The organism is Amycolatopsis speibonae, from assembly GCF_042647925.1.
Taxonomy (GTDB): Bacteria; Actinomycetota; Actinomycetes; order Mycobacteriales; family Pseudonocardiaceae; genus Amycolatopsis; species Amycolatopsis speibonae.
On sequence record NZ_JBHRWK010000054.1, the window covers coordinates 78,087 to 100,178 of the forward strand.

Here is a 22,092-nt window from a genome sequence, read left to right on the forward strand (position 1 = left end):
ACCACCGGGGCGGGTACGGTGCTGCGGCGCATGATCACCGACCCGTTGTCCGGGCAGGTGCTGGATCTGGGCCGGGAGCGGTATCGGCCCACCGCGGGCCTGGGCGAGTTCGTGCGGGTGCGGGATCGTGAGTGCCGAAGACCGGGTTGTCACCGTGTCGCGCAGGCCTGCGATCTCGATCATGCGGTGCCGTGGCAGCACGGCGGCCACACCGACGCCACCGACCTCGTCGACCTCTGCCGCCGCGATCACCGCCTCAAAGACGAACCCGGCTGGATCTATCACCTCGACCCTGACGGAACCCTCACCGTCACCACTCCGACCGGGCAGCGCTACGACAGCGTGCCGCCGCCTTTGCACGAGCCCCGACCGGCGGTGCCCCCGGACGACGTGCCGCCACCGTTCTGAGTCATTGCCGGGAAACGGCGACGGGAGCTCTGGTTCGACACCACTCCGATCGCCGTGTCCACGGGCGCAAAGCCCCTTTGCCGTGAGGCTGTTGCCGAAAACCGGCCACACCGCCTCCGCGTGTGCGGTCCTGCATATGGAGATCTCGCGCTGGGCGGCACTGCCTGCGAACCGCCACCGTTCTGGTGTCATTGCCGGAAATCGGCGACGGGGAGCGCTGGTCAGACGCGACCCCGGTCGCCGTGTCCACGGGTGCGAGGCCTTTTTGTCATGAAGCTATTGCCGAAAACCGGCCACGCTGCCTCTGTCCTGCGCAGTCCCCCAACAAGGAGAACCGCGCCCGGTACCGCCGTGCCCACCAGTGACCCTGCCCGCGAACCGCCACTGGACCGTGGCCGGAAATCGGCGACGGGAACACTGGCCGGACACAACCCCGATCGCCGTGTCCACGGTGCAGCACCGCTCTGTCGCGAATCCGTTGCCGAAAACTGACCACACCGCCCCCGCCCTGAGCAGCCCTCCACAAATGAATCCCGCGCCTGGCAACGCAGCGCACATTCATGACCCTTCCGACGAACCATCGCCGTTCTGGGCCGTTGCCGAAAACCGACCGCGCTGCCTCCGCTCGAACAGTCTTCCGCAAGGAGATCCCGCGCCGGGCAACGCAGTCCCCACTAGCGACGCTGTCGACGAACCGCCACCGTTCCAGGCCATTACCGGAAAACGGCCACGGGAGCATTCCCAAAACCAACCCCGATCGCCACGTCCTCAAGTGCAGGGCCCCGCCCTCATCGCGAAGTCGTTGCCGGAAAACGGCCACGACTCCTCCTCACCCGCACCCGAGACACAGCAACCCGCTCCGCCCTCCGTTGCCGGAAAACGGCCACACCGCCTCTGCCCGAGCAGACCTCCAGAACCCCGCCGGGCAACGCGCCGCCTGCTCGCGAACCTCGCCGACGAACCCGCCGCCGCACCGCGCCCATCACCGCGAAACAACCGCTCCCTCAGCACGCGACTCGAGCAGCCGTCGCCGGAAAACCGACCACGCCACCACCACCCGAGCACCACTCCACACAAGCCCCGTAACGTCGCCCCCGACCGAGCGCCGTTGCCGGAAAACGGCCACAGCCCCCTCCAACAGCGACTCCACCACCGACACGCGCTCCCAGCCGAAGCGGTCACCCGGCGCGACCCCGGTGAAGCGGCCGTGAACACCTGATGACAGCTCACGAACCCGCCTAGCAAGTCCGGCCCCCGATTGTCCACTTCATGACGTCATCAGGCCCCTCCACTAGGTGTTCCAGGACACTTTTTGGCGGGTTCCTACAAGACCCGGCCCTCGGCATGCGTTACCGACGACATTCTCGTACCGGCCGGTAAGAGGCAGGCTGTAGGCAGATAGAGGGGACTGTCCCGCGCGGGATGTCACCTGTTGTGCTGCGTACTTGGGAGGCTCAGTCGGTGTTCAGTCGTGTCGCCATCGTCAACCGCGGAGAAGCCGCGATGCGGCTCATCCATGCCGTCCGCGAGCTGTCGGCGGAGACCGGACAGCGGATCGAGACCGTCGCTCTCTACACGGACGCGGACCGGTCGGCGACGTTCGTGCGGGAAGCCGACCTCAGCCACAACCTGGGGCCCGCGTCGGCGCGTCCGTATCTGGACTTCGCCGTGCTGGAGCGGGCGCTGACCGAGACCGGGGCCGACGCGGCCTGGGTCGGCTGGGGCTTCGTGGCCGAGGATCCTGCCTTCGCCGAGCTGTGTGAGCGGCTGGGTGTCACGTTCATCGGGCCGAGCGCGGAGGCGATGCGCAAGCTCGGCGACAAGATCGGCGCGAAGCTGATCGCCGAAGAGGTCGGCGTGCCCGTGGCCCCGTGGAGCCGCGGCGCCGTCGCGGACCTCGACGCGGCCATCAGCGCGGCCGAGGAGATCGGCTATCCGCTGATGCTCAAGGCGACCGCCGGCGGTGGCGGCCGCGGTATCCGCGTCATCACCTCCGCCGACGAGCTCAAGGACGCCTACGAGCGCACCAGCCTGGAGGCCGAGCGGGCCTTCGGCAGCGGCGTCGTGTTCCTGGAGCGCCTGGTCACCGGCGCCCGGCACGTCGAGGTCCAGGTCATCGCCGACGGTCAGGGCACCGCGTGGGCGCTCGGCGTCCGCGACTGTTCGGTGCAGCGCCGCAACCAGAAGATCATCGAGGAGTCCGCCTCCCCGGTGCTGAGCCCCGCACAGGCCGACGAGCTCAAGCGGTCCGCCGAGCGGCTCGCGCTCGCCGTCGACTACTGCGGCGCCGGAACGGTCGAGTTCCTCTATCACCCCGGCGACAAGCTGTTCGCCTTCCTCGAGGTCAACACCCGGCTGCAGGTCGAGCACCCGATCACCGAGCTGACCACCGGCATGGACCTGGTCAAGGCCCAGCTGCACGTCGCTTCCGGCGGCAAGCTCGAAGGCCCCCAGCCCGCCGAGTTCGGGCACGCCGTCGAGGCGCGGCTCAACGCCGAGGACCCGGACCGCGACTTCGCCCCGTCACCCGGCCGCATCGCGCGCCTGACCCTGCCCTCCGGTCCCGGCATCCGGGTCGACACCGGGGTCAGCGAAGGCGACACGATCCCGGCCGACTTCGACTCGATGATCGCGAAGATCATCGCCTACGGCCGCGACCGCGACGAGGCGCTCGGCCGTCTGCGCCGCGCGATGGCGCAGACCACGGTCATCATCGAGGGCGGCGCGACGAACAAGAGCTTCGTCCTCGACCTGCTCGACCAGCCCGAAGTGATCGACGCCCATGCCGACACCGGCTGGATCGACCGCGTCCGCGGCGAGGGCAAGCTGGTCACCCACCGCCATTCGGCGATCGCGCTCGCGGCCGCCGCGATCGAGGCCTACGAGGACGAGGAAGCCGTTGAGCGCCAACGGCTTGTCTCCACCGCGCACGGCGGCCGCCCGCAGGTCCAGCACGAGAGCGGCCGTCCACTCGACCTCAAACTGCGTGGCGCCGCGTACCGCGTGAGCGTGGCCAGGATCGGCCACCGCCGGTTCCGCGTCGGTGTCTCCGCGGGCGGCGGCGACATCCACCCCGCCGACGTCGAGGTCGACCGGTTCGACGAGCACACCGGCCAGATCACCGTCAACGGCACCCGGTTCCGCCTGGTCACCGGCACGCACGGGCCGATCCACCTGGTCGAGGTCGACGGCGTCACCCACCGCATCAGCCGCGACGAGGGCGGCGTCGTCCGCTCCCCCGCGCCCGCGCTCGTCGTCGCGACACCGCTCGAGGTCGGTGCGGAGGTCGAGGCAGGCGCTCCCGTGCTGGTGCTGGAAAGCATGAAGATGGAGACGGTGCTCCGCGCACCGTTCCGCGCGAAGCTGCGTGAGTGCGTCGTCTCGGTCGGCAGTCAGGTCGAGACCGGCGCTCCCCTGCTGCGGCTCGAACCGCTGGCGGACGAAGGCGAAGAGGTCGCCGAGGACACCGGCAGCGTCGAGATCGAGCTGCCCGTGGAGCCGAACGGCACGTCGACCGCGCAGCGGATCACGCGCGGGCAGCAGGATCTGCGCAGCCTCCTGCTGGGCTTCGACGTCGACCCGCACGACGAGCGCCGCACGCTCAGCGCGTACCTGGCCGCCCGTGGCGAGCTGGAGGCCAACGGCGACCGCCCGCTGGAGGGCGAGGTCGAACTGCTGACCGTGTTCGCCGACCTGTCCGAGCTGATGCGCAACAAGCCGGCGCGCGAGGAGGCCAAGACGGACACCCGGGTGCACAGCGCCCGCGAGTTCTTCCACACCTACCTGCAGAGCCTCGACGTCGAACGCGCCGGGCTGTCGGAGTCGTTCCAGAACAAGCTCAAGAAGGTGCTGTCGCACTACGGCATCGACGACCTGGAGCGGACGCCGGAGCTGGAGGAGGCGGTCTTCCGCATCTTCCTCGCCCAGCAGCGGACCGCTTCCGACGTCGCGATCGTCACCGCGCTGCTGCGGCAGTGGCTCACCGAAGCCCAGCCGTTCGAGTCGATGCGCGAGCCGGCGGGCAAGGCGCTGGAGGCGCTCATCGCCGCCACGCAGCTCCGTTTCCCGGTGGTCGGCGACCTGGCCCGCAGCGTGGTGTTCCGCTGGTTCGCCCAGCCGCTGCTCCGCCGCACCCGCGCCGAGGTGTACAGCGAGGTCCGCAAGCACCTGCGGCACCTCGACCTGCACCCGGATTCGCCGGACCGCGCCGAGCGGATCGCGAGCATGCTGGCCAGCGCGCAGCCGCTGGTCCGCTTGCTCGGACAGCGGATCGGGCGCCCCGGCACCGATCACACCCCGCTGCTCGAAGTGCTGAGCCGCCGCTACTACGGCAACCGCGCGCTCACCGGTGTCCAGCAGGTCACCGCCGGGGGCTGCACCTTCGTCACCGGTGACTACGCCGACGAGAACGAGCGGTTCCACATGGCGACCACCGCCGTCGACCGCGCCGGGCTGCCCGGCGCGATCAAGGCGGTCGCCGACCTCGCCGCCCAGCTGCCCGCCGACACCGACGTCGAGGCGGACCTCTACCTGACCTGGGACGACGAGTCAGCCGACGACACGATGGCGGCCGGGCTGCGCGAGGTCCTCACGGCCGAGTCGCTGCCGAGCCGGATCCGGCGCATCACCACCACGGTCGCCGGGCACGGCGGCGCGGTGACGCACCACCACTTCACCTTCCGTCCGTCCTCGACCGGCTTCAGCGAGGAGCGGCTGATCCGCGGTCTCCACCCGCTGATCGCCCAGCGGATGCAGCTGCAGCGACTGGCGAACTTCGACCTCACTCGGCTGCCGTCCGGCGACGAAGACGTCTACCTGTTCAAGTGCGTCTCGCCGATGAACCCGTCGGATCAGCGGCTGGTCGCGCTCGCCCAGGTCCGTGACCTGACCCCGTTGCGGGACAACGACGGCAAGCTGCTGGCCCTGCCCGCGGTCGAAGGCACGCTGGCGGGCTGTCTCGACGCGATCCGCGAAGTGCAGGCGACGCTCCCGGCGAAGAAGCGCTTCGACACCAACCGGATCATGCTTTACGTGTGGCCGACCAGCGAGCTCACCGGCGAGGAGCTGAACACGGTCGCGCAGCGCGTGCAGCCGTCGACGGCGGGCGCGGGCCTCGAAGAGGTCCAGTTCCTCGGCAGGCAGCGCGACCGCGTGACCGGTGACATCACCGAGGTCGCCGTGCGGATCGGCTATGACGTCAGCGGCGGCGTGCAGATGTCGCTGTCCGAGCCCACCACCGAGCCGATCCTCCCGCTCGACGACTACCGCCAGAACGTGCTGCGCGCCCGCCGCCGCGACACGGTGTACCCGTACGAGCTGACCGAGATGCTCGGTTCGTTCGCCGAGTACGACATGGACGACAGCAACACCCTCGTCCCGGTCGACCGGAAGAAGGGACGCAACAAGGCGGCGATCGTCGCCGGTGTGGTCACCACGCCGACCGAGCGTTACCCGGAGGGCATCAAACGCGTGGTGCTGCTGGGCGACCCGACGAAGGCGCTCGGCGCATTGTCGGAGCCGGAGTGCTCGCGGGTGATCGCGGCGCTGGATCTGGCCGAGCGGCTGCGGGTCCCGCTGGAGTGGTACGCGCTCTCGGCGGGTGCCCGGATCTCGATGGAGTCCGGTACCGAGAACATGGACTGGGTCGCGGCCGCGCTCAAGCGGATCGTGCACTTCACCCAGGACGGTGGCGAGATCAACATCGTCGTCGCCGGGATCAACGTCGGCGCCCAGCCGTACTGGAACGCCGAAGCGACGATGCTCATGCACACCAAGGGAATCCTGGTGATGACGCCGGATTCCGCGATGGTGCTGACCGGTAAGCAGTCGCTCGACTTCTCCGGTGGTGTCTCGGCCGAGGACAACTTCGGCATCGGCGGCTACGACCGCGTCATGGGCCCGAACGGGCAGGCGCAGTACTGGGCGCCGAACCTCGCCGCGGCCCGCGACGTGCTGATGTCGCACTACGACCACACCTACGTGGCGCCGGAGGAGACCGGCCCGCGCAAGGCGATCACGAACGACCCGATCGACCGGGACGTCTCGCCGTTCCCGCACGCGGCCGTCGACAGCGACTTCACCACGGTCGGCCAGATCTTCTCGCGGGAAGCCAACCCGGACCGCAAGAAGCCGTTCGACATCCGCACCGTGATGCGCGCGCTGTCGGACCAGGACCACCCGGTGCTGGAGCGCTGGCCGGGTATGGCCGACGCGGAGACCGCGGCGGTGCAGGACGTACACCTCGGCGGACGGCCGGTGTGCCTGCTCGGTATCGAGTCGCGTTCGGTGCCGCGCCGCGGCTTCCCGCCCACCGACGGCCCGGACACCTACACCGCGGGCACGCTGTTCCCGCGGTCGTCGAAGAAGGCGGCGCGGGCGATCAACGCGGCCAGCGGCAACCGGCCGCTGGTGGTGCTGGCGAACCTGTCCGGCTTCGACGGTTCACCGGAGTCGATGCGGAAGCTGCAGCTGGAGTACGGCGCGGAGATCGGCCGGGCGATCGTCAACTTCGAGGGCCCGATCGTGTTCACCGTGATCTCGCGGTACCACGGTGGCGCGTTCGTGGTCTTCTCGAAGGCGCTGAACCCGAACATGACCGTGCTGGCGCTGGAAGGCTCGTTCGCCTCCGTGCTCGGCGGCGCGCCCGCCGCGGCGGTCGTGTTCGCCGGTGAGGTCAACGCGCGGACCGCGGCGGATCAGCGGGTGCGGTCGCTGTCGGAGAAGCTCAGCGGGGCGACCGGCGCCGAACGCGCCGCGCTGGCCGCGGAACTGGCCGAAGTCCGGTCTTCGGTGCGGGCGGAGAAGCTGGGCGCGGTCGCGTCCGAGTTCGACGGTGTGCACAGCATCGAGCGCGCGGTGAAGGTCGGTTCGGTGGACGCGATCATCAGCGCCGCCGAGATGCGGCCGCGCATCATCGAGGCGATCGAACGAGGCCTTTCGAAGCAGTAACCCCGGTCCCCCAAGTGCTATGAAAGGTCCTTTACTTGCAAATTTTGCAAGTAAAGGACCTTTCATAGCGTCCCCGGGCCTAACGATCAGAGGGCGGATCAGGCGGCGGGTCCCCGAAGTCCTCCGGCACGATCCTGTCCAGCGCCGCCCGGAACTCCTCGACCTCCCGCTCCTGCGCGACCGGGTCCGGCGGCACCGTCGGCAGTTCCGCGTCGGGCCCGGACCCCACGATCTCGACCCGCACCGAAGCGACCTCCAGTACCGAATCCGCCACCTCGATCGCGACCCCGGCGCGCAGGCCGATCGCGACCGCGTCGCTCGGCCTGGCCGAGACGCGGATGCCGGAATCGAGCACCAGGTCGGCGAAGAAGATGCCGTCCCGCAGCGCGGTGACCTCGACCCCGATGACCTGGTGCCCGAACGACTCGACCACCTTGCCGATCAGTTCGATCGTGCCGGGCCGGGGCAGCCGGATCTTCTCCTGCGCGAGCGCCACCGCGCTCGCCTCGGGTCCGCCGATCGTGATCGCCAGCCAGCGGCGTTCACCCTGCCGCTCCCGCAGCAGCATCACCGGCGCCGCCTCCGGAGCCAGGACTGCCATCCCTTCGACGTCCATCGGGATCATGCGCGGTACCTCATTCCTTCGGTCGGCTGGAATGCCCCTCGGCGCGCAGCCGGGGAACCATGTGCGGGTAGTGGAGTTCGAACGCCGGCCGTTCGGACCGGATCTTCGGCAGATCGAAGAAGTTGTGCCGGGGAGGCGGACAGGTCGTCGCCCACTCCAGGGAGTTCCCGTGTCCCCACGGGTCGTCGACTTCGACGACGTCGGCGAACCGGAAGCTGCGGACGACGTTCCAGAGGAACGGCAGCACCGACGCGCCGAGCAGGAACGCGCCGATCGTGGAAATCGTGTTGAGCGTGGTGAATCCGTCCGACGTGAGGTAGTCGGCGTAGCGGCGCGGCATGCCTTCGTTGCCGAGCCAGTGCTGGACGAGGAACGTCGTGTGGAAGCCGATGAACGTGGTCCAGAAATGCCATTTCGCGAGCCGCTCGTCGAGCATCCGGCCGGTCATCTTGGGGAACCAGAAGTAGATCCCGGCGAAGGTGGCGAACACGATGGTGCCGAACAGCACGTAGTGGAAGTGCGCGACCACGAAATAGCTGTCGTGCACGTGGAAATCCAGTGGCGGGGAGGCGAGGATGATCCCGGTCAGCCCGCCGAGCAGGAACGTCACCATGAACCCGACCGACCACAGCATCGGTGACTCGAAGGTCAGCTGTCCCTTCCACATCGTGCCGATCCAGTTGAAGAACTTGATCCCGGTCGGCACCGCGATGAGGAACGTCATGATCGAGAAGAACGGCAGCAGGACCGCGCCGGTCGCGAACATGTGGTGCGCCCACACCGCGATCGACAGCGCGGTGATCGAGATCGTCGCGAACACCATGGTCTTGTAGCCGAACAACGGTTTCCGGCTGAACACCGGGACGATCTCGGTCACGATGCCGAAATACGGCAACGCGACGATGTACACCTCGGGATGGCCGAAGAACCAGAACAGGTGCTGCCACAGGATCGCCCCGCCGTTGGCCGGGTCGAAGACGTGCGCGCCCAGCCGTCTGTCGGCTTCCAGCGCGAACAGCGCGGCGGTGAGGATCGGGAACGCGATCAGGATCAGGATCGTGGTGAAGAGGATGTTCCAGGTGAACAAGGGCAGCCGCCACATGGTCATCCCCGGCCCGCGCAGGCAGAGGATCGTCGTGATCATGTTGACCGCGCCGAGGATCGTGCCCAGCCCGGACACGATCAGGCCCATGATCCACAGATCGGCGCCGACGCCCGGCGCGTGCGCGGCGGCCGAGAGCGGCGTGTAGGCCGTCCAGCCGAAGTCGGGTGCGCCGCCCGGGGTGACGAACGAGGTCAGCGTCATCGTGCCACCGAAAAGGTAAAGCCAGTAGGAAAACGCGTTCAGCCGGGGGAACGCCACGTCGGGCGACCCGATCTGCAGCGGGAGGATGTAGTTGGCGAAGGCGAACAGATTCGGTGTCGCGTAAAGCAGCAGCATGATCGTGCCGTGCATGGTGAACAGCTGGTTGTACTGCTCCTGCGAAAGGAACTGCAGTCCCGGCCTGCCGAGTTCGGCGCGCATCAGCAGCGCCATGAACCCGCCGGCGAGGAAGAACGCGAACGAGGTCCCGAGGTAGAGCAGGCCGATCGTCTTGTGGTCGGTGGTGCGGACGACACTGAGGAACACGGAGCCTTTGGGAGCCCGTGGCCGCCCGCCGAAGCGGATGGCCTCCGGCCCGGGCGATGTCTTCACTGTGGTCACGGCGACTCCCAGCACGAGGACACACCTTTAGGAAGCTGGTACCCCTCCAGGAGAGTCCCTACACGCGGGCTTTTCAAGGGCTAGGAGAGCAGAGCTTCCAGATGGTCGGCAGCCGTCGCGGCGCCGCCCGCTTCCCGGAACGACGCGCCCACCTTTTCGGCGGCGGAGCGATACGCCGGATCGTCCAGCACCTTGGTCACGGCGGCCGCGAGCCGTTCGGGTTTCACGCGGCCGAACCGCAGCCGGACACCGGCGCCCGCGTCGACGACTTGCCCTGCCACGATCGGCTGATCGTCTCGTATCGGCGAGACCACGAGCGGCACGCCGTGCCACAGGCTCTCGCAGACGGTGTCGTGCCCGCCGTGGCAGACGACGGCGTCCACCCGCGCCAGCAACGCCATCTGGGGCACCCTCGGCACCACGAGCACCGTGTCCCCCACCGGTCCCACGGCGCCGCCGGGATCGGCGATGACGGTCCGGATCCCCTCGACCCGGGAAAGTCCCCGGGCGGCCGCGCCGAGGAAGTCCCCGGCGGCGTCGGCGTTCGCGGTCCCGAGGGTGACGAACACGGTCGGCGCCGCCGGGTCGAGCCGGTCCCACGGGAAGTCACCGGTGGGCGCGCGCCCGCCGATGGACGGGCCGACCAGCCGGACCCGTTTCGGCAGCGGGGCCGGGCCGAGCAGTTCCCGGGTGGTGAACGCGAGCACGCCGTGCGGGGACATCCTGGGGTCGGCGGGGCCGCCGTCGAGGCGCGTGCGCAGACCGTCGAGGAGGTCGTCGACCCAGGCCGCCACCTTCGGCATCCCGGCCAGGGGGTCGACGAGTTCCGCGGACGTCGTCGCGGAGGTGACCCACGGCAGGCCGAGCCCGTCGGCGACGAGACCGCCCGCGATCGCCTGCTGGTCGGCGACCACCACCTGCGGGCGGAACCGGGCGATCGCGGCGCGGATCCCGGGCGCCATCGCCTCGGCCAGCGGGATCAGGAACTCCTCCCACAGGAACCGGGACGCCGCCGGTCCCTTGAGGCTCGCGTCGCGTTCGGGCAGGCCGTGCGGGACGGCGCACGGGAACACCTCGGCGCCGTCGCCGGCGAGCCGCCGGATGACCTCCGGCTGCCCCGCCCAGGCGACCTGGTGCCCGCGCGTGGTCAGGGCCGCCGCGACCCCCACCGCCGGGTTCACGTGCCCGGTCAGCGGCGGCGTGACGAAGAGGAATCTGCCCATCTAGACCGCCGTTTCGCACGAGTGTTCGCGGACCCAGCCCAGGATCAGCTCCGTGGTCTCCGCGGTGCGCTCGACGAGCACCGAATGTCCCTGCTCCGGCAGGACGACCGTGCGGCAGCGAGCGAGGTTCGGCTCCAGGTCCGGGACCTGCGCCGAGAGCCCGGACGGGTCGCCGAACAGCGCGAACACCGGGCAGCGCACCGCCGCGAGGTCGTCGCCGATGGTCCGGCTCAGCGGGATGTCCTCGGCCAGCGTCGTGGCCGCCAGGATCTTGTACGCCGTTTTCGACAGCCGGGCGGTGTGCGCGCCGTGGTTCTCGGCGATCCAGCCGATCACCTCGTCGTGCGCGAGCCGGTTCTTCGCGTCGGCGAGCCCCTCGGCCATATGCCCGATCCAGGCCCGCACCGGCGGCTCCGCCTCGATCGCGATGACACTGGCGACGCGCTCGGGGCGCGAGGCGGCGAGACCGAAGGCGACCGAGCCGCCGAACGAGTTCCCGACCACGTGCACCGGCCGGTCGATCTCCAGCGTGGCGAGCAGGCCGTCGAGGTCGGCGACGAACTCCTCCAGCCGGTAACCGGTGGCGGGCCGCGTGGTGCGCCCGTGCCCGCGAAGGTCGTACATCACGACCTGCGCGTCACCGGCCTCGGGCCCGAGACGCCGGACGTGGACGTCGAGTTCGCCGACGGTCAGCGCGATGATCTCAGCCAGTTCGCGTTCCGCGACGAACTCGGCGAAGTTGACCTTGTCGCCGTAGTGGTCACGCAGCCGGCCGGACAGCGTCACGAGGTCGATGCTGTCCAGTTCTAGGTCGTGGAACTTCGTGTCCCGGCCGATCTCGGCGTCGTCCAGCCCGTATTCCTCGAGCAGTTCACGCAGCATCACGGCGATGTCGGCCAGGACTGGTTGGGCGCGTTGTCCTGGGACAGGACCACTTCGGACTGTCCTTCGAGGACTTTCGTGACCACGCACGCGTCCGCGCCGACCACCGCGGAAGCCAGCCTCGGCACCTTGAGCGCGTCGGGGTCGAAGGCCGCCAGGAACGCGTCGACCTCGTCGTCGGCGTGGATCCCGGCGACGGCCATGGCGGTCCACTCCCCCAGGCTGTGCCCGGCGAGCGCGTCCGGGGTCACGCGAAGCCCGCGTAACGCCGTGTGGAGAAGCCTGCCCAGCTGGAAAACTCCCTTGCCGTGCCTGCCGACGTCGCCGACGGTGACGTCCGGTGAGTCCCACTGAAGGCCGAAGCGCCGGGCGATGTCGTCGGCGTGGGCCTCGAACTCGTTCTCCAGCCCGGGGAAGACGAACGCGACCTTGCCACCGCCCGCGCCGAGCAGCGGTTCCGGAACGAACCAGAGGTCGTTGCGGCCGCGCCAGGGTCTGCCCTTCGCGACCACCTTCCTGGCCAGGTTGAGCCGTTTGGGCGCCGGGTCGACGGGACCGAGCCGGATCCGGCCGCGGCCGGTTTCGCCGGAGCTCAGGAGGTCGTCCCGGTCGAGCAGGCAGCCCATCTCGGCGACGGTCGGCGCGCAGAGCCGCAGGACGCCACGAATCGACTTACCCACGGGAAGCCTCCGAGCACACGGAAGAGTGATTTGGTTACCGGGCGTACTTAAACGCAGGCGGGGCTTCACGTCAATACTCGACAGTAGGGTTTCCGGCCACAGGAACCGGATGGCGGAACGCCGACCTGCGAAACACGGAGACCGTCGCGGAAAATTAGCGTTCCGGATACACGGGCGACATCGGACGCGCCGTGTTTTCCCGCAGTACCAGGGAAGTGCCGTCAACGACCAGGTGTCCCAACAGCCGATACGCCATCCGGCCTGTTACCCGGAGTTCGCCATCGCGCTTTCGCCAGTACCACCGGAAATGGTGGTCCGCCCCCATTCCGGGGAAAGGCCGTCGATTCGCCCTATCGTCGGTATCCACGCCGCCGGGACTTTCGGTATCACGCGCGATTAACGGACCGTTCACAGAAGAACATGAAAGGACTCACCGCGATTTCGCATTCCGGACCGCGATGGCCAGCAACGCCGCGGCCGGACCGGCGAGCCGCCGCCCGGCGGGCCACACCGCGCGCAGTTCCCGGCCGAAGTCGACGCCCTCGACGGCGACCGGGACGAGCCTGCTTTCGGCGATGTCCCGGACGATGGCGAGTTCACTGATCACCGCCGGACCGGCACCCGCGATCACGGCGTTGCAGACCGCGGAGGAGGAACCCAGTTCCAGCAACGGTTTCGCCGGTCCGACACCGGCCTTGCGCAGCGCGGCGTCCACGGTCTCCCTGGTCCCGGATCCCTGTTCGCGGACCACGAGTGGCGTGATCGCCAGTTCGGCCGCGGTCACGGGCCGGCGCTTGCGCGCCCACGGATGGCTTCCGGGTACGACGAGAACCAGCCGATCGGTGGCCACCCGCTTGGATGCAAGGCCGGGCAACGAGCCGGGTGATTCGACGAACCCGAGGTCGACCTTGCCCTCACGCGCCAACTCGGCGGCTTGGTCGGAGTTGGTGACCTCCAGTCCGAGGTACAGCCCGGGATCGCCGCGTTTGAGCTCGCCGATCCAGCCCGGCACCAGGTACTCGGCCAGTGTCATGCTCGCGGCGACCCGCAGTTGTGCCTCGTGCTGGGTGCGCAGCGCCTCGGCGCCGTCGAGCAGTCCGTCGAGTTCGGACAGCACGCGCTGCGCCCAGCCCGCGATGACCCGGCCGTCGGGAGTGAGCGCGGAGCCGCGTCGCGTGCGGTCGACCAGCACGAGCCCGAGCCGTCGCTCGACTGTGGACAGTCGTTTGCTCGCCGACGGCTGCGCGATCCCGAGGCTGGCCGCGGCCTGCCCGATGCTGCCGAGCTCTTCGACGAGTACCAGCAGGCGGAGAGAGTCCAGGTCGGGTGCGGTCATAGCCCAAGTGTATGACCTACCCCTCGCATTCCCGGCTACCGACCTCACCCCGTCCAGGCGAGGCTCGAACCATGAGCACCACGCACGCGAGGTCGACGAAGCCCTACCTGACCGCCTTGGCCATCACCGCCGCCGGAGTGGCCGCCGCGTACCTGGTCGGCACCGCGTTCCCGGTCGTCAGCGCGCTCACTATCGCCGTCGTGCTCGGCATCCTCACCGGCTCGCTGCCGTCGCTGTCGGACGAGACCCGGAAGGCGATCTCCGGAGTCACCAAGAAGCTGCTTCGCGCCGGTGTCGTGCTCCTGGGCCTGCAGCTTTCGCTCCCGTCGGTCCTGGCACTGGGGCCGGGGACGCTGCTCGCCGTCGTGCTCACGGTCGGTGTCACGTTCCTCGGCACGATCGGCCTCGGCAGGCTCCTCGGCGTGCCGCGCGGCCTGGCGATGCTGGTCGCGACCGGGTTTTCGATCTGCGGCGCGTCCGCCATCGCCGCCATGGAAGGCGTCGTCAAACGCGAGGATTCCGACGTCGCGACCGCTGTCGCGCTGGTCACCTTCTACGGCGGGCTCGCCATCGCGGCCGTCCCGCTGATCGGCGGCTGGCTGCACCTCGACGCGGTCCGGATCGGCGAATGGGCCGGGCTCAGCGTGCACGAAGTCGCGCAGGTCGTCGCCGCGGCCACCCCCGCGGGCAGTGCCGCCATCGCGGTCGCCATCGTGATCAAGCTCAGCCGGGTGGTCCTGCTGGCCCCGATGGTCGCCGCGGTCGGCGTGGCCGAACGCCACCGTCCCGCCGACGGGAAGCGGCCGCCGCTGGTCCCGCTGTTCGTCCTCGGTTTCCTGGCGATGGCCGCCCTGCGCAGCACCGGGATCGTGCCGGGGCTCGCGCTCGACGTCGCCAAGATCGCCTGCACGCTGCTGCTGGCCGGGGCGCTGTTCGGGCTGGGCTGCGCGGTCCGGATCGGGAATCTCGTCCGCACCGGGGGCCGTGCCCTGCTGCTCGGCCTGCTCTCCACCCTGCTGGTCGGCACCACCGCGCTGGTCACGTTGACCGCGCTCGGCTGAGCACGCCGACCGCGACGAGCGCGAGCACCCCACCGGCGACCATCGCGGCCGGGACGGAGACCGAGTCGACGACGATCCCGCCGAGCAGCGCACCCGCCGAGAGGGTCGCCTGGAACGACGAGGTGAACAGCACCGACGCCGCTTCGGGCGCCTGCGGAGCCGCCCGCGCGAACCACGTTCCCGAACAGACCGGGACGGCCCCGTAGGCGAAACCCCAGATCACCAGCAGCGCGAGCGCGCCCGCTTTCGTGTCGCCGAGGAACGGCAACGCGCACGTCGCGACGCCGATCAACCCGGCGGCGGTGAGGAAGGTCAGCCGGAGATCGCGGGCGATCGCCGCTCCGGCGGCGAAGTTGCCGGCGATCCCGGCGGTGCCGTAGACGAGCAGGAAGACGGTGATCAGCTCCGGGCTCACCTGCGTCACCTGGCGCAGGAGCGGCGTGACGTAGGTGTAGGTCCCGAAGTGGGCGAGCACGACCAGCACCGTGACGAGCAGCCCGAGCCGGGTCGCCCGCTCGCGGGTCATCCCGCGCAGGACGCCGAGCCGGGTCGCGCCTTCCGACGGCAGTGGCGGCAGCGCCCACGCCAGCGCGGCGAGGACGCCGATCGTGAAGACCGCCATCGCGGCGAAGGCCGCCCGCCAGCCGAACAGTTCACCGACGAACGTCCCCGCGGGCACGCCCAGTACGGAGCCGAGCGGCACGGCGGAGAAGATCACCGCGGTCGCCCGGCCCGCGTGCCCGGGTCCGACGAGCCGTGCGGCGAGCCCGGAACCGATCGCCCAGAACGCGCCGATCACCAGTCCGACCAGCACTCGCGAGACCAGCACCGCCCAGTAGGCCTGCGCTGTCGCCGCGAGGACGTCGGCCAGCGCGAGAACCAGCATCAGCGCGCACAACAGGGTCCGGCGGTCGAGCCGCCCGGCGGCGACGGTGACGGCCGGGGCGGCGAGCGCGGCGAGGAAACCGGGCAGGGTCATGGTCAGGCCCGCCGTCCCCGGCGTGATCCGGAAGTCCTCGCCGATCGGGGTCAGGAGGCCGATCGGCAGGATCTCCGTGGTGACGAGGGAGAAGATCCCCAGTGTCACCGCGAGGACGGCGAGCCATCCCTTCAGCGGGGTTCGCGCGGAGGTGTCGAGGGTCGAGGCGGTCATGTGCCCCAGCCCATCACCGCGCGGACACCGCGGTCTGGCGGATTCGCGACGTTGATCCAGCCGCGTTGATCTAGCTGCGCGACCGTTGGGTCACGACGATGCAGGCGACGACGATCAGTGCCGTCACCGGCGCGGCCGCCGGGAGATGCTCACCGAGCAGCAGCACCGCCCAGACCAGGGTCAGCAGCGGCTGGGCCAGCTGCAACTGGCTCGCCCGCGTGACACCGATCTCGGCCATTCCCTTGTACCAGGCGAAGAAGCCGCCGAACTGCGAGATGAGCGCGACGTAGAGCAGGCCGGCGATCCCCTCGCCGGTGACGTGCAGCGGCTCGGTCACCAGCCCGAAGACGGCGAACGCGGCGGTGGCCGGGAGCGCGAGGACCAGCGCCCAGGCGATCACCTGCCAGCCCGCCATCTCCCTGGCGAGCCTGCCGCCCTCGGCGTACCCGAACGCGCACAGTACGAGCGCGGCGAACAGGAACAGGTCCGCTGTGGACAGTCCGCCGCCGCTCTGGCCGACGGTGAACACGACCACCGCGCTCGCGCCGACCGCGGCGGCGAGCCAGAACCGGCGGGACGGCCGGTGCCCGGTCAGCCTCGACGAGACGACGGCGGTGGCCAGCGGCAGCAGCCCGATCACCACCGCGGAATGCGCCGTCGACGACGTCTTCAGCGCGAGCGTGGTCAGGGTCGGGAACGCGAGGACGCAGCCGAGACCGACCACGGCCAGGCCGCGCCACTGGTCACGCCTCGGCAGCGGGACGCGGAAGACGCGAAGACAGACGCCGGCGACCAGCGCGGCCAGGACACTTCGCAGACCGGTGGCCGTCCACGCGTCGAAGCCCTTGAGCGCCCACGCGGTGGCGGGGAAGGTGAACGAGAAGGCGAAGACACCCAGCGCCGCCAGCAGGGTCCCGGAGCGGACCGCTACTGCCCGCTCCGCGATAGCGCTATCATCCAGTCTCATGTCCGATGGTAGCAGCGTCGCCAGCCTGGTCACACAGCTGAGGTCCGAGCTCAAGCGCTATCCAATCGAGGGAAAGCTCCCGTCCAGCCGGGAGCTCGTCCGGCAGCTGAAGGTGAGCCCCGTGACGGTGTCGCGCGCCATCGCCGCGCTCGCCGCCGAAGGCCTGGTGATCACCCGCCCCGGTGCCGGCGTCTTCCGTGCCCCGCCACCCCGCGAGGTGGCGGTGACCGGCGACGTGTCGTGGCAGGAGGTGGCGCTGAGTTCGCAGTCGGGAGCCCGCGCGATCGACGCGACCGGCGTGCTCGCCGCGCTGAGCGACCCGCCGTCGGGCGTCATCGACCTCAACGGCGGCTACACGCATCCGAGCCTCCAGCCGGAACGCGAACTCGCGGCGGCGTCGGCCCGCGCCGGACGCCGTCCCGGCGCGTGGACGAGGCCACCGATCTGCGGTCTGCCCGAACTGCGGGCCTGGTTCGCCCGCGACATCGGCAGCCCGGTGAACGTCGAGAACGTGCTGGTCACCTCGGGCGGGCAGAGCGCGCTGACCACGGCGTTGCGCGCGCTCGGCGCCCCCGGCGCGCCGGTGCTGGTGGAATCCCCGACGTACCCGGGGATGCTGGCCATCGCGCGGGCCTCGGGACTGCGGCCGGTCCCGGTGCCGATCGACCGCGACGGCGTCCGGCCCGAACTGCTCGCGGACGCCTTCCGCGACACCGGCGCCCGGCTGTTCGTCTGCCAGCCCGCGTTCCAGAACCCGACCGGCGCGGTGCTGTGCGCCGAACGCCGGGCCGAGGTCCTGCGGATCGCCCGTGACGCGGGCGCCTTCATCATCGAAGACGACTTCGCGCGGTTGATGGCGCACCCCGGCAGCCCTCCTCCCCCGCCGCCGCTCGTGGCGGACGACCCCGACGGCGTCGTGGTGCACATCCGGTCGCTCACGAAACCGGCGTCGCCGAGCCTGCGGATCAGTGCCCTGGCCGCCCGCGGACCGGCACTGGAACGGCTGCGCGGGCTGCACGCCGTCGAGAGCTTCTTCGTCCCGCGGCCCCTGCAGGAAACCGCGCTCGAACTGGTGAGTTCTCCCGCTTGGGCACGGCACCTGCGGACCCTCGCCGCCGCGTTGCGGGAGCGCCGCGACGTCGCCGTCTCGGCACTTCGACAGTTCCTCCCCTCCTGGAGCGCCGTCCCGGTCCCGACCGGCGGCTATCACCTGTGGCAGCCGCTCCCCGGTTTCGCCGACGAAGTGGCGCTGACCAGCGCTGCTTTCCGCGCCGGAGTAGCGGTCACCCCCGGCAGGCTCTACTTCGCGGCCGAGGCACCGGGGCCCTATCTGCGCCTGAGCTACGTCAGCGCCGCGACGGGCACGCAGCTGCGGGACGGTATCCGACGCCTTTCTCAGGCATACCAAGAGATCCCCGGATAACGCCCGGCGCGGTCTGCTCGTACCATCGCGCACGGAGGCGACGAAAAGGGATGACACAACCGGCGGCGGAGCCGCAAGATTCACCCGGCAGGCTCTGGGAGCTGCTCGACGACGGCCAGCGCAAGGCGCTGCGCGCCGAGGCCGAGCTACGCCGGTACCCGGCCGGGACGGTGATCATCCGCGAGGGCGACCGGTCGGACTGGGTGCTGATCCTGATGACCGGCCGGGTCAAGATCACGTCGGTGTCCACCGGTGGTTACGACGCCGTCCTGGCCGTCCGCGATCCGGGCGACATCATCGGCGAGATGGCGTCGATGGACGGCAGCCGGCGCTCGGCCACGGCGATCGCCGTCGAACCGGTCACCGGGCTGTGGCTGTCCGCGCGGGCGTTCAACACCGTGCTCCACGGGTATCCCGGCATCTCCGTGGTCCTGCTCCGGATCATCACCTCGCGGCTGCGCTACGCCAACTCGCGCCGCACCGAATTCGGGGACAGCACCGCCGCCGAACGCATCGCCGCGATCCTGGTCGACCTCGCCGAGCGGTACGGCGTACCCGTCCCCGACGGCACCCTGATCGCCCTGCGGATCAGCCAGCGCGACCTGGCGGGACTCGCCTCCGCGTCACGGGAAGCCGTCGCGCGGACCCTGCGGACCCTGCGCGCCGACGGGCTGCTCAGCACCGGGCGCCAGCGGCTGGTCGTCCGGAGCCTGAAAGACCTCAGACAGCTCGCACCCGACGACCACTGAGCCGCCACGGCAGGCCGAAGTGCCGCTCCACGCGCGCACCGGTGGCGGAGAACAGTTTCCGCACGCGCGGCTCGTTCTCCGGGTCGAAGTCCGGTGTGGTCTCGATCAGCGTCGTGAGTTCGCCGGTGAGCCTGACCGCGGCCGTCCTCGGCACCAGCAGGACCCGCACCGGCGCGAGGCTGCGTTCGGCGGGCGGTGGCGCGATGAGGTCGACCCTGGCGCGGACCAGGCCGGTCAGCCTCGCCAGCCAGAGGACGGCTCCCGTCACCGTCCAGGCTGCCAGTTCCGCCAGGAGGAACGGCGACAGGAGCAGCGCGAACCCTGCCGTGTAAGCGAGCACGAACGCCATCACCAGCAGGTCTTCGAAGCTCAGGCGTTCCTTCTCGGCGGACCGGCCGCGGTGCCGGGTGAACGACACTTCCCGGTAGCGCTCGCTCTCGGTGACGATGGCGAACGGGCGGACCCGGCGCAGCCACGGCGCGAACCGGCGCACGATCAGCCACTCGCCGCCTTCGGGATCGGCCACCCGCATCGCGTTACCCCCTCATCGGTGCGCGGATCTCGACACAGACCTCCGACGAAGCAGGGTCCGGTGCCGTTCCACCCGCGCGCCGAACCGGGTGAGCGCCTCGTGCACGTCCGGGTCACCGGGGTCGAACATGACCCGGTCGCGGAACAGGTCGCGCAGTTCGGTGACCAAGGGGCCCGCCTGGTCTTCATGCACCTTGAGGATCGTCAGTGAGGCCAGGCTGTTCTGTTTCCTGTGCCAGCCGAGGACGTCGACCCTCGCCGGTGCCCGCCGGAACCGCCGGACGGCCAGGGCGACGGAGCCCGCGATGCCTTGGCCCAGCAGTTCCAGCAGCAGGAACGGCAGCATCAGGAGCCCACCCAGCAAGTACACCGGCAACATCACGAGCGCCTCCACCGCGAACATCGCCCCGAGCAGACCCATCGCCGCCTTGGCAAGGGGTCCGCCTTCGCGGCCCTCGGCTTCGTCGGCACGGGCCTCAGGTGCGTCGTCGAAGTGGAGCCACCAGTCCGGGGCGAGCCTGTAATGCCGGTATCCACCCCTGAACAGAGCTAACGGCTGCACCCACCGGCGCCACGGCGCGAACCGGTGATCGATCGCCCATTCACGCCCCTCCGGATCGAACACCTTCATCGGCCCTCCCCCTTCCGAACTCGCGCCGTGGCCGGCTGAAGGAACTTTGACAGGGAACGGCCTCTCGTTCTGCGTCACCTGACACAGAACGAGAAACCGGGTTGTACGGGCCTTGTACGACGGCTGTACGAGCCGGAAGGACTCTGATGCCCCGTCACCCGGAATCGATTCCAGGACGGAGCACTCCCGTGAAGCTCTCCCGCGTCGCACAGGGCCTGTTCGCGGCCCTCGTCGCCACCACGGCGGTCGGCGCATCCCCGGCCACTTCCCTCGCCACCCCGGCCACCGGCGACCAGATCTCGGCGGCCACCGTCGGGAACACGTTGGTGTACAAAGAGAAAACAGAAGGTTACGACTGCTTCAGAATCCCCGCCGTCGTCAAGGCGAACAACGGCGAACTGCTCGCGTTCGCCGAAGGGCGCAACGGCGGCGCCGGCTTCTGCAACGACAGCGGCGATATCGACCTCGTCGTGAAACGCTCGGCGGACAACGGCAAGACCTGGAGCGCCCCGAAGATCGTCATCGAAGGTTTCGGCGACACCAAAGGAAATCCGACGCCGATCGTGATCCCCTCCACCGGGCGGATCGTGCTGCTCTCGGTGCTGGAATGCGTCAAGAACCCCGACTGCAACCGGATTCCGCGCGTCTCGATCAGCGACGACCACGGCAAGACCTGGACCGCGCCCAAGGTGCTCACCACGCAACTCGGGTTCGACGCCGCGCCGGGCTGGCTCGCGACCGGTCCGTCACACGGCATCGTGCTGACGCGGGGCGCGCACGCCGGCCGGATCGTCGCCGGGATGAGCTACACCGACGACGACAAGAACAGCGGCGCGCTCGTCTACAGCGACGACCAAGGTGTCACCTGGAAGCGCGGCGCCACCGAAACCCTGGCGAAGTCGGCTTCGCTGAACCCGCAGGAGATCAGCGTCACCGAACTGCTCGACGGCCGGGTCTACGCGGCGGCGCGCAACCAGGCCAACAACGGCAACAAATGCCTCAGCGGCGGTGCGAAGAACCGCGCCTACGCCATCAGTTCCGACGGCGGGGCGAGCTTCTCCACCAAGTTCACCTTCGAGGAGGACCTGATCACCCCGGTGGTGCAGGCCTCGACCGCGCGGATGACCGCGACCGACAAGGCGGGCAAGTACAACCGGATCCTGTTCGCCGCGCCGTCGGTCTGCGACCGTCGCAAGGAACTCGTCGTGCGGTCGTCGTTCGACGAAGGCGCGAACTGGCAGGGCAACTCCGCCGGGACGCTGGTGTGGAGCGGTGATTCCGCGTACTCCGACATGGTCCAGCTGTCCTCGGGCTCGGTCGGCGTGCTGTACGAAGCGGGCCCTGCCGGGAACGCCAACGAGACCATCCGCTTCTCGACCGTCACCGAGACGACGCTCGGAGCCCCGGCCTGCGGCGGCGGATACGGCGTGATCGACTCGGCCCCGCTCGGGACGGCGGGCACGGTTTACCTGTCCTACAACGCTTCCAACGGACAGAACTGTGTCAGCACGATGAAGAGCGCGTCGGCGGGCACCGCGACCGCGACTTCGGCCTACCTCGAGGTCGCGGGATCTTCCCGGCTCTCCGACTCCGGGTCGTTCGCCTGGTTCGCCGGTCCGGTGAAGGCGGCCGCAGCCGACAAATGCGTGAAGTGGGGCGGTTCCGCGGGCGGGGCGAAGTACGACAGCCCGTCCGGTCACTGCGGCTGAGCGCTCCGGCACACGCTATGAAAGGTCCTTTCCTTGCGAAATTTGCCAGGAAAGGACCTTT

The 22,092-nt window shown here is 69.9% G+C and carries 16 protein-coding genes; 6 read left to right on the forward strand and 10 right to left on the reverse strand.

Annotated elements, in window-relative coordinates; all coding sequences use genetic code 11:
* The coding region (locus tag ACFOSH_RS30035; RefSeq protein ID WP_378242539.1) for an HNH endonuclease signature motif containing protein at positions 1 to 408 on the forward strand (408 nt) is incomplete at its 5' end.
* Positions 409 to 1,869: 1,461 nt separating this feature from the next.
* Complete coding sequence (locus ACFOSH_RS30040) at positions 1,870 to 7,356, forward strand: ATP-binding protein (RefSeq protein WP_378242541.1); 5,487 nt, start codon at positions 1,870 to 1,872, stop codon at positions 7,354 to 7,356.
* A 79-nt stretch (positions 7,357 to 7,435) separates the two neighbouring features.
* On the opposite strand, the gene ACFOSH_RS30045 is transcribed toward ACFOSH_RS30040, so the two are convergent.
* From ACFOSH_RS30045 to ACFOSH_RS30070, 6 genes are all read right to left on the reverse strand, one after another.
* Positions 7,436 to 7,981, reverse strand: a complete 546-nt coding sequence (locus ACFOSH_RS30045; RefSeq protein ID WP_378242543.1) for a bifunctional nuclease family protein — start codon at positions 7,979 to 7,981, stop codon at positions 7,436 to 7,438.
* A 10-nt stretch (positions 7,982 to 7,991) separates the two neighbouring features.
* Positions 7,992 to 9,650 carry an aa3-type cytochrome oxidase subunit I gene (ctaD, locus tag ACFOSH_RS30050; protein ID WP_378242593.1) on the reverse strand — a complete coding sequence of 553 codons (1,659 nt, stop codon included), beginning with the start codon at positions 9,648 to 9,650 and terminating at the stop codon, positions 7,992 to 7,994.
* Positions 9,651 to 9,766: 116 nt separating this feature from the next.
* Positions 9,767 to 10,909, reverse strand: coding sequence for a glycosyltransferase (locus ACFOSH_RS30055; protein WP_378242545.1), 1,143 nt, complete (start codon positions 10,907 to 10,909; stop codon positions 9,767 to 9,769).
* Complete coding sequence (locus ACFOSH_RS30060) at positions 10,910 to 11,791, reverse strand: alpha/beta fold hydrolase (protein WP_378242547.1); 882 nt, start codon at positions 11,789 to 11,791, stop codon at positions 10,910 to 10,912.
* Positions 11,791 to 12,471, reverse strand: coding sequence for a hypothetical protein (locus ACFOSH_RS30065; RefSeq protein WP_378242549.1), 681 nt, complete (start codon positions 12,469 to 12,471; stop codon positions 11,791 to 11,793). Before ACFOSH_RS30065 ends, ACFOSH_RS30060 begins: the two co-directional genes overlap by 1 nt.
* A gap of 430 nt (positions 12,472 to 12,901) precedes the next feature.
* Positions 12,902 to 13,807 (reverse strand): LysR family transcriptional regulator, encoded by a 906-nt coding sequence (locus ACFOSH_RS30070; protein WP_378242551.1) that lies wholly within the window; start codon positions 13,805 to 13,807, stop codon positions 12,902 to 12,904.
* Positions 13,808 to 13,878: 71 nt separating this feature from the next.
* Between ACFOSH_RS30070 and ACFOSH_RS30075 the strand changes: the two genes are divergently transcribed.
* Positions 13,879 to 14,868 (forward strand): YeiH family protein, encoded by a 990-nt coding sequence (locus tag ACFOSH_RS30075; protein ID WP_378242552.1) that lies wholly within the window; start codon positions 13,879 to 13,881, stop codon positions 14,866 to 14,868.
* On the opposite strand, the gene ACFOSH_RS30080 is transcribed toward ACFOSH_RS30075, so the two are convergent.
* Both ACFOSH_RS30080 and ACFOSH_RS30085 read right to left on the reverse strand, forming a co-directional pair.
* Entirely contained in the window at positions 14,846 to 16,021 is a 1,176-nt protein-coding gene (locus ACFOSH_RS30080; protein WP_378242554.1) for an MFS transporter, read from the reverse strand. The two genes, ACFOSH_RS30075 and ACFOSH_RS30080, sit on opposite strands and share 23 nt — an antisense overlap.
* Positions 16,022 to 16,091: 70 nt before the next feature.
* On the reverse strand, positions 16,092 to 16,988 hold the full coding sequence (locus ACFOSH_RS30085) for a DMT family transporter (protein ID WP_378242556.1): 897 nt from the start codon (positions 16,986 to 16,988) through the stop codon (positions 16,092 to 16,094).
* On the opposite strand from ACFOSH_RS30085, the gene ACFOSH_RS30090 reads away from it, so the two are divergent.
* The gene (locus ACFOSH_RS30090) at positions 16,987 to 18,411 is read left to right on the forward strand and encodes an aminotransferase-like domain-containing protein (RefSeq protein WP_378242558.1); all 1,425 of its coding nucleotides are present in this window, start codon (positions 16,987 to 16,989) and stop codon (positions 18,409 to 18,411) included. The two genes, ACFOSH_RS30085 and ACFOSH_RS30090, sit on opposite strands and share 2 nt — an antisense overlap.
* Before the next feature lie 50 nt (positions 18,412 to 18,461).
* Entirely contained in the window at positions 18,462 to 19,160 is a 699-nt protein-coding gene (locus tag ACFOSH_RS30095) for a Crp/Fnr family transcriptional regulator (RefSeq protein ID WP_378242559.1), read from the forward strand.
* Here ACFOSH_RS30095 and ACFOSH_RS30100 read toward each other — a convergent pair.
* Complete coding sequence (locus tag ACFOSH_RS30100) at positions 19,132 to 19,692, reverse strand: hypothetical protein (RefSeq protein WP_378242561.1); 561 nt, start codon at positions 19,690 to 19,692, stop codon at positions 19,132 to 19,134. The two genes, ACFOSH_RS30095 and ACFOSH_RS30100, sit on opposite strands and share 29 nt — an antisense overlap.
* A 12-nt stretch (positions 19,693 to 19,704) precedes the next feature.
* Entirely contained in the window at positions 19,705 to 20,322 is a 618-nt protein-coding gene (locus tag ACFOSH_RS30105) for a hypothetical protein (RefSeq protein ID WP_378242563.1), read from the reverse strand.
* 188 nt (positions 20,323 to 20,510) lie between these two features.
* Between ACFOSH_RS30105 and ACFOSH_RS30110 the strand changes: the two genes are divergently transcribed.
* Positions 20,511 to 22,031 (forward strand): sialidase family protein, encoded by a 1,521-nt coding sequence (locus ACFOSH_RS30110; protein ID WP_378242565.1) that lies wholly within the window; start codon positions 20,511 to 20,513, stop codon positions 22,029 to 22,031.
* Positions 22,032 to 22,092: the final 61 nt, after the last annotated feature.

Bases quoted from the DNA above. Each gene is read 5' to 3' on its own strand.
- ACFOSH_RS30045 (WP_378242543.1), bottom strand. From the start codon at position 7,981: ATGATCCCGATGGACGTCGAAGGGATGGCAGTCCTGGCTCCGGAGGCG.
- ACFOSH_RS30055 (WP_378242545.1), bottom strand. From the start codon at position 10,909: ATGGGCAGATTCCTCTTCGTCACGCCGCCGCTGACCGGGCACGTGAAC.
- ACFOSH_RS30060 (WP_378242547.1), bottom strand. From the start codon at position 11,791: ATGCTGCGTGAACTGCTCGAGGAATACGGGCTGGACGACGCCGAGATC.
- ACFOSH_RS30070 (WP_378242551.1), bottom strand. From the start codon at position 13,807: ATGACCGCACCCGACCTGGACTCTCTCCGCCTGCTGGTACTCGTCGAA.
- ACFOSH_RS30075 (WP_378242552.1), top strand. From the start codon at position 13,879: ATGAGCACCACGCACGCGAGGTCGACGAAGCCCTACCTGACCGCCTTG.
- ACFOSH_RS30080 (WP_378242554.1), bottom strand. From the start codon at position 16,021: ATGACCGCCTCGACCCTCGACACCTCCGCGCGAACCCCGCTGAAGGGA.
- ACFOSH_RS30090 (WP_378242558.1), top strand. From the start codon at position 16,987: ATGTCCGATGGTAGCAGCGTCGCCAGCCTGGTCACACAGCTGAGGTCC.
- ACFOSH_RS30085 (WP_378242556.1), bottom strand. From the start codon at position 16,988: ATGAGACTGGATGATAGCGCTATCGCGGAGCGGGCAGTAGCGGTCCGC.
- ACFOSH_RS30095 (WP_378242559.1), top strand. From the start codon at position 18,462: ATGACACAACCGGCGGCGGAGCCGCAAGATTCACCCGGCAGGCTCTGG.
- ACFOSH_RS30100 (WP_378242561.1), bottom strand. From the start codon at position 19,692: ATGCGGGTGGCCGATCCCGAAGGCGGCGAGTGGCTGATCGTGCGCCGG.
- ACFOSH_RS30105 (WP_378242563.1), bottom strand. From the start codon at position 20,322: ATGAAGGTGTTCGATCCGGAGGGGCGTGAATGGGCGATCGATCACCGG.